Source organism: Streptomyces sp. NPDC029296 (assembly GCF_055569255.1).
Map to the genome: position 1 here is coordinate 1 of NZ_JBVHXT010000102.1, position 3,042 is coordinate 3,042.

2 protein-coding genes and 1 pseudogene are annotated in these 3,042 nt (G+C 73.5%); 1 reads left to right on the plus strand and 2 read right to left on the minus strand.

From position 1 onward, the window contains the following. The first annotated feature begins 155 nt into the window (after nt 1-155). Nucleotides 156-1,784 carry a bifunctional 3-(3-hydroxy-phenyl)propionate/3-hydroxycinnamic acid hydroxylase MhpA gene (gene mhpA / locus ACZ4W9_RS40180; RefSeq protein WP_467944200.1) on the plus strand — a complete coding sequence of 543 codons (1,629 nt, stop codon included), beginning with the start codon at nt 156-158 and terminating at the stop codon, nt 1,782-1,784. A gap of 68 nt (nt 1,785-1,852) precedes the next feature. On the opposite strand, the gene ACZ4W9_RS40185 is transcribed toward mhpA, so the two are convergent. Then, nucleotides 1,853-2,641, minus strand: coding sequence for an arylamine N-acetyltransferase family protein (locus tag ACZ4W9_RS40185; RefSeq protein WP_467944201.1), 789 nt, complete (start codon nt 2,639-2,641; stop codon nt 1,853-1,855). 90 nt (nt 2,642-2,731) lie between these two features. Then, nucleotides 2,732-3,042, minus strand: a pseudogene (locus ACZ4W9_RS40190) (hypothetical protein); the annotation flags it as partial.

A 3,042-nucleotide genomic window follows, 5' to 3' on the forward strand; every position in this document is an offset into this window, starting at 1 on the left:
CCCAAGGAGAACGCCTGAGATGGCAGAGTTCCCGAAGCTCACCCACCGCCCCGAGTGGACGGCCCTCGCCGACCACCGCGCCCAGGGCCGCCCGCCCCTTTCCCTTTCCCGTGTTTTCCCATGCCCTTTCCGAACCAAGGAGCGCAGGAGACGTCATGCACACCACCACCGCGGACGGCCTCGCCGACAGCGATGTCCTCGTCGTGGGGTACGGCCCGGTCGGCCAGACCCTGTCCGTCCTGCTGGCCCGGCGCGGCCACCGGGTCGTCGTCGTCGAGCGCTGGCCCACGGCGTACGCGATGCCGCGCGCGGTCAACTTCGACAGCGAGTCGGCCCGTATCCTCGCCGCCGCCGGGATCGGCGCGCACATTCCCTCCTTCTCGGAGCCGTCGGGCACCTACGAGTGGCTGAACGCCGAGGGGCGGAGCCTGCTGCGGATCGAGGCGTCGGAGCGGGGCCGCTGCGGCTGGCCCGACTCCACGGCGATGTACCAGCCGGGGCTGGAGGCCGCGCTGGCGGCCCGGGGCGCCGAGTTGCCCTCCCTGACGGTGCTGCGCGGCCACGAGGCGGTCGGTCTGACGGCCGGCGAGGACGGCTGTGAGCTGCTGGTCCGGCCCACCGGGCGGGACGACGACGAGGCGGCGCCGCTCGCCCTCACCGCACGCTGGATCGTGGGCTGTGACGGTGCCAACAGCTTCGTCCGGGACCGGCTCGGCACCGCCCAGACGGACCTGGGTTTCTCCCACGACTGGCTGATCTGCGACATCGCCGAGCGGGAGCCCCGCGTGCACGAACCCAACAACCTCCAGGTGTGCGACCCGGCCCGGCCCCGCACCCATGTGTCGGCGGGCCCCGGTCACCGCCGCTGGGAGTTCATGCGGGTGCCCGGCGAGTCCCGCGAGGAACTGAACACCCCGGAGCAGGCCTGGGAGTTGCTGCGCGAGCAGGGGGTCACTCCGGACGACGCGGTGCTGGAGCGGCACGCGCTGTACACGTTCAACGCCCGGTACGCCGACCGGTGGCGGTCGGGCCGGCTGCTGCTGGCGGGTGACGCGGCGCATCTGATGCCGCCGTTCGCGGCGCAGGGCATGTGCTCGGGCTTCCGGGACGCCGCCAACCTGGCGTGGAAACTGGACCTGGTGCTCACCGGGCGGGCCGCCGAGACCCTGCTGGACAGCTACCCGGTGGAGCGCCGCGGGCATGTGCAGCACGCCATCACCATGTCGGTGAACCTGGGCCGGGTCATCTGCCAGGACGATCCGGCGGCGGCGGCCGAGCGGGACGCGTCGATGCTGGCCGCCCGGGAGCGCGGGGTCGGCGGGGGCCGGCCGCAGGGCGCGGTGCAGCCGTTGAAGGACGGTCTGCTGTACCGGCGGGCGGCGGGCCGGGCGCCGCGCCGTCCGGTGGGCGACCTGGTTCCGCAGGGCCGGGTGACGGGCGGCGGGCGGACCGCGCTGTTCGACGAGGTGGTGGGGCTGGGCTTCGTCCTGCTGACGGCGGACGACCCGGAGGCGCTGCTGGGCGGGGAGGAGCGGGCGGTGCTCGACCGGCTCGGGGCGCGGGTGGTGCGGGTGCTGCCGGCCGGCGGCGGCGAGCCCGGGCCGGGGCAGGTCCTCGACGCCGACGGGGTGTACCTGCGGTATCTGGCGGAGTGCCGTACGCGCACGCTGCTGGTGCGGCCGGACTTCTATGTGTACGGGGCGGCGGCCGACCGCGCCGGGCTGGCCGCCGTCATCGGGCAGTTGCGGGAGTCGCTCGGCGCGCCGGCCCCCGTCGCGGGCTGATCCCGCGCAGCACGACCGAAGGGGCCGCCCGGTGCAGCCGGGCGGCCCCTTCGGTCGTGCGGGCGGCGTCAGCCGGTCTGGCGCAGGATCTCGCGCACCAGGTTCGCGTACTCGGTCTTGTCGATGACGGCGCGGATCCGCTCGGCGCCGTCCTTGGACTCGACGTAGCGGCGGCCGATCAGGATCTGCTGGCCCTTGTCGCTGGTGCGGCCCTGGATCTTCGTGCCGGCGGTGAGCTGTTCGCCCTCCCAGAACCACTCCATGTCCTTCTCGACCGTGCTGGAGAAGCCCTTCCAGTCGGTGAGCAGGCGCTCGCGGTCGCGGAAGCGGTAGACGCCCTGCCAGCCGCCGGTGACGCCCCGGCGCAGCACGACCTTGTAGCCGTCCTCGTCCACCACCTTGAAGCGGAAGCCGTTCTGCTCCTGTTCCTCCTCGGAGACCTTCAGCGGCTCGACGAAGGACGGGCCGACGAACCCGACGTCCACCAGGTACGTCTCGCCGTCGATCCGTACGGCGTTGAGCATGTGCTCCAGGTCCGGGCCGTACTGGTCGCCGGCGCCGCGGATCCCCGCGGACAGGATCAGCACGTCGTAGCCGAGGCGCGTCAGCAGGGTGCGGAACAGCCCGCTCAGCTCGTGGCAGACGCCGCCGCGGCGACCGGTGACGAGCTGGTCGAAGAGCACGTCGGGGTCGGTCTCCACCTCGTCCCAGACGGCGAGGCCCTTGTGCGCGTGCAGGGTGTTGTCGAAGGGGATCGTCTCCAGGTGCTTGCGGTGCAGCAGGCGCAGGGTCTCCAGGGTGGGTTCCAGGGGGCCCTCGTAGCCCAGGTGGCCGGCGTAAGCGGCGATGTCGAACATCGGTGGTCCTCTCCGTGGGTGGGGTCAGTCTGGATCGGCGAAAGGGGGGTGGCGTCCCGTGACCACCCCCCTGACACCCCCTTGGTCCGGTCAGTCGGCGGGCCGTCCGGCGGGGCGCGGGCCGGCGACGGACTCGGCGTGCGTGACGAATCCGGGCAGCCACTTCTCGAAGCTGCCGGCGGCCGCGAGGGCCTCGGTCATCAGCCGTGCCTCGTCGCCGACCAGGGTGTGCAGCTCGGTGGTCTCGTCGCGGGCGGCGGCGACCGCGGCGGCGGCGAGGACGGCCGGGTCGCCGGCGCCCTCGCCGCCGACGCGGGCCAAGAACTCCTGCATCCAGGCCCCGGTGGTGGGGGCGGGGTTGTCGGGGCTGGTGTCGCGGACGTAGGGGTTGGCCCAGACGT